Source organism: Corallococcus sp. AB018 (assembly GCF_003986945.1).
Lineage (GTDB): Bacteria > Myxococcota > Myxococcia > Myxococcales > Myxococcaceae > Corallococcus > Corallococcus exiguus.
In genome coordinates, this window is the sequence record NZ_RAWR01000393.1 from 1 (window position 1) to 3,790 (window position 3,790).

The window sequence follows — 3,790 nt, forward strand, 5'->3', positions numbered from 1 at the left end:
CGCTGGGATTCTCGCCGCCGTGCCCCGCCTGCCTCCGCGTCCCTTCCCCCCGTGGAGAAGGTGAACCTGGCCCACGCCTCCACCGACCTGCCGGCGCCTGGCATTGCCCGGCCCGTGGGCATGCTCCACGGCCAGCCCGTGCACCTGGTGCGGCTGACGGGAACCGGCCCCTGGTGCCGGCACGCCACCGGCGACGCCCTGTTCTTCGTCACCCGGGGAACCCTGCGGGTGGAGTTGCGCGAGCGCACCGTGGAGCTGGAAGAAGGCGAGCTGCTCATCATCCCCCGCGGCATCGAGCACCGTCCGGTCGCTGACGCGGAGGCGCTGGTGCTGATGTCGGCTCCATCGCTCGAAAGGGAAGCGGCCGGGCAGTCTTCCGCCCCCTGAGTGGCGTTTTGACGCCCCCCGGGCGGGCGAGCCCTTGTCCTGTGCGGGCGCGGTGATTCCTCCCACGGAGCCCACGGCGCACTTTTGCCCTGAACGAACGGAAGGGGGCTTCCCGCGTCGGTCCACCCGCCGCCGGACAGCCGCCGCCTTTGATTGGGAGCGGAGCCGCCATGCGCATCCACCACCTGAACTGCACCACGATGTGCCCGCCCGGCCGGCGGCTCATGGATGGGCGGCGCGGCTTCACCGGCCCGGCGGCGCTCACCTGCCACTGTCTGGCGTTGGAGACGCCACGCGGCCTGGTGCTGGTGGACACCGGCTACGGCCTCAATGACGTGTACGCGCCTCGCGTGCGGCTCAACGGCCTGTTCCGGGACGTGCTCTGCCGCCCCGCCCTGGCGGAGGAGTCCACCGCCATCCGCCAACTGGAACGCATGGGTTTCCAGGCCAGCGACGTGCGCGACATCGTCCTCACGCACCTGGACTTCGACCATGCGGGCGGCCTGGATGACTTCCCCCACGCGCGCGTGCACGTGCTGGCGGACGAGTACCGCGTGGCCACCGCGCAGAAGACCTGGCTGGACCGCGCGCGCTTCCGCCCGATGCAGTGGTCCAAGGAGACGCGCTGGGAGACCTACGTCCCCCACCGGGGTGAGGGCTGGTTCGGCTTCGACTGCGTGCGCGAGCTCACCGGACTGCCGCCGGAGATCCTGCTGGTGCCGCTCGTGGGCCACACGCTGGGACACGCGGGCGTGGCCATCGACACCGGGGAGGGGTGGCTGCTGCACGCGGGCGACGCTTATTTCTACCATGGCGAGATGGACCTGGACCGCTACCGGTGCACCGCCGGCCTGCGCGCCTACCAGAAGCTGATGCAGAAGGACGGGTGGATGCGCTGGTACAACCTGCGCCGGCTGCGCGAGCTGGTGCAGCGCCACGGCGAACAGGTGACGGTGTTCTGCGCGCACGACTCGCTGGAGTTCGAGCGGCTGGAGGAGCGCGAGAAGCTGCCCGCGGACTTCCCCATCCAGCCCGGCCTCGTCGCCCCCGTGCCCTCGCTGCACCTCTAGCGGGCGTCACGGGTGGAGCGGAGGCGACTCCGCCACCGACGTCTCCTCCATCAGCCGGGGCACGCGCGGCAGGTCCACCGTGAAGGTGGCGCCTTGCCCCGGCACGCTCTCCAGGCGGATGACTCCGCCGTGCGCCTCCACCAGCTGGCGGGCGATGTAGAGCCCCAGTCCGTAGCCGGCCTTCGTCCGCGCGGCGCGCTCCCGCTCGAAGCGCTCGAAGACGCGGCGCTGGGCCTCCGGCGCGATGCCCACGCCCTCGTCGCGCACCCTCAGCCGGGAGTGGTCCGCGTCCAGCGCCGACACCGACACCGTCACCGGGTGGCCCCGGCCGAACTTCAGCGCGTTGGACAAGAGATTGGTCACCACCCGGTCCAGTCGGATGCGGTCCCACTGCCCCACCTGCCCGTCCTCCACCTCCAGCCGCAGGTCGCAGCCCGCCTCCACGGCGGCCTCCGCGAAGCGCTCCACCACCTCGCGCGCCAGCTCCCCCAGGTCCATGGGCGCCGCGTCCAGCAGCCGCTTGCCGGAGGACAGCCGCGACAGGTCCAGCAGGTTGTGGAGCAGCTGTCCCAGCCGCTGGGCCTGACCGCGCGCCACCACCAATCCCTGCCGCACGTCCTCGTCACGGCCCGCCGCCTGCGAGCGCTGCACCTTGCTGAGCAGCAATTGCAGCGCCTGCAAGGGATTGCCCAGGTCGTGCGCGGTGACGGCGATGAGGTCCACCGCCTCGCGCGCCTCGCGCAGGAGCCGCGTGTTCTCCAGGGCCAGCGCCGCGCGGCCCGCCAGCTCCTCCACCAGCACCTGGTCCGCCTGCGTGAAGCGGCGGTGGCCCCGGGCCGTCAGCAGCACGAAGGCGCCCAGCGTCTCGCTGCCCGCGCGCAGGGGCACCACCATGGAGGAGCCGATGGCGATGCGCTCGATGAGCAGCCGGTGGTCGTCGGTCTCCGCGGAGGCCGCCAGGTCGTCCACTTCCACCTCCACGTCCATCCGTGAGCGCCCGGTGCGCATCACCTCCCAGACGACCGGAGGCATGCCCAAGCGGGGCGGAAACCGCCGCAGGGCCTCCCACAGGCTCTCCTCGCGTTCGGGCTGCACGTGCGTCACCGCCCGGGGCCGCAGTTCGCCCGCGGGCGTGAGCAGATAGAGGATGCAGCCGTCCGCCACCTCGGGCACCAGCAGCCGCGCCACCTCCGCCGCCGTCAGGTCGGGGTCCAGGGACTGGTGGAAGACGCGGCCGGCCTCCGCCAGCAACTCCTGCACCCGCTCCTGGCGCCGCTGCTCGGTGATGTCGCGCGTCACCACGGAGAAGCCCTGGGGATGGCCGTCCTCGTCGCGCAGCGCGGTGATGGACACCTCCGCCCAGAAGCGCGAGCCGTCCTTGCGCTGCCGCCAGCCCTCCGTGTGCAGCCGCCCCTCCTGGAGGGCCCGGGACAGTTCCCGCTCCGGCTTGCCCGCCGCCGCATCCTCGGACGTGTAGAAGACGGACTTGGGGCGGCCCAATATCTCCGCCTCGCTCCAGCCCTTGATGCGCTCCGCACCCGGGTTCCAGCTGGCCACCCGCCCGCGCGCGTCCAGCAGCACCAGGGCGTAGTCGCGCACGCCCTCCACCAGCGCCTGGAAGCGGTGCGCGCTGGCTGCCGCCTCGCGCCGGAGCGGGTGGAGCCGGCGGTGGAGCACCCACGCCAGCACCCCCGCCACCGTCAGCCCCAGCAGGCAGGCAAGGAGCAGCAGCGCCGTCTCCCACCGGTCCACCCGCACCGAGGTCCGGTTCTCCACGGCCAGCCGCTCCTGCACCTTGCGCTCCAACTGGGCCTGCGCCTCGCGCACATGTCCATGGGCCCGCGCGAGCCGCTCGCGCGCCTGCTTCTGCTCCTGGGGCGTCTGGGCGCCCACGAGCGCGCGCAGCGCCGCTTCGTGCTCCTGCTCCGCGGCGCGCACCTCCCACACCAACGCCTCGTCCTCGGGAGTGTCCAGCCGCGCGGACAGCCGCTCCGCGGTGCCCAGGAAGCGCCGCCGTGCCTGCGCCGTGTCCCGGGGGAGCGACTGCCCGCCCGCCAGCAGCGCGCTGTTGGCCAGGGACACCTTGTCGCTGAAGGCCCGCCCCAGCAGCCCCACCTCCTGCAGGTCCAGCGAGCGCTCCATTACCCGCGACTGCACGGAGGCGCGCATCAGCAGGAGCGCCACCACGGACAGGACCAGCAGGACGAGCGCCACCACGAGGCTCGCCCCAAGCCCCCACCCCTCCTCCTGTCGCGCGCGCCTGGGACCTGCCGCCATGCGTCCTTTCCCCGCTGGACGCACGCGTCCATTCGCGCCCCCACGTCCACTCACGG

3 protein-coding genes are annotated in these 3,790 nt (G+C 72.8%); 2 read left to right on the top strand and 1 reads right to left on the bottom strand.

Features of this window, described 5'->3' with window-relative positions; translation table 11 throughout:
- Both D7Y11_RS41975 and D7Y11_RS41980 read left to right on the top strand, forming a co-directional pair.
- The coding region (locus D7Y11_RS41975) for a cupin domain-containing protein (RefSeq protein ID WP_233607579.1) at positions 1 to 387 on the top strand (387 nt) is incomplete at its 5' end.
- 170 nt (positions 388 to 557) lie between these two features.
- Positions 558 to 1,457 carry an MBL fold metallo-hydrolase gene (locus D7Y11_RS41980; RefSeq protein ID WP_120581600.1) on the top strand — a complete coding sequence of 300 codons (900 nt, stop codon included), beginning with the start codon at positions 558 to 560 and terminating at the stop codon, positions 1,455 to 1,457.
- Between the two features lie 6 nt (positions 1,458 to 1,463).
- Here D7Y11_RS41980 and D7Y11_RS41985 read toward each other — a convergent pair whose 3' ends face one another.
- The gene (locus D7Y11_RS41985) at positions 1,464 to 3,674 is read right to left on the bottom strand and encodes an ATP-binding protein (RefSeq protein ID WP_233607580.1); all 2,211 of its coding nucleotides are present in this window, start codon (positions 3,672 to 3,674) and stop codon (positions 1,464 to 1,466) included.
- Positions 3,675 to 3,790: the final 116 nt, after the last annotated feature.

Coding starts and splice junctions, on each gene's coding strand:
- D7Y11_RS41980 (WP_120581600.1), top strand. CDS start 558: ATGCGCATCCACCACCTGAACTGCACCACGATGTGCCCGCCCGGCCGG.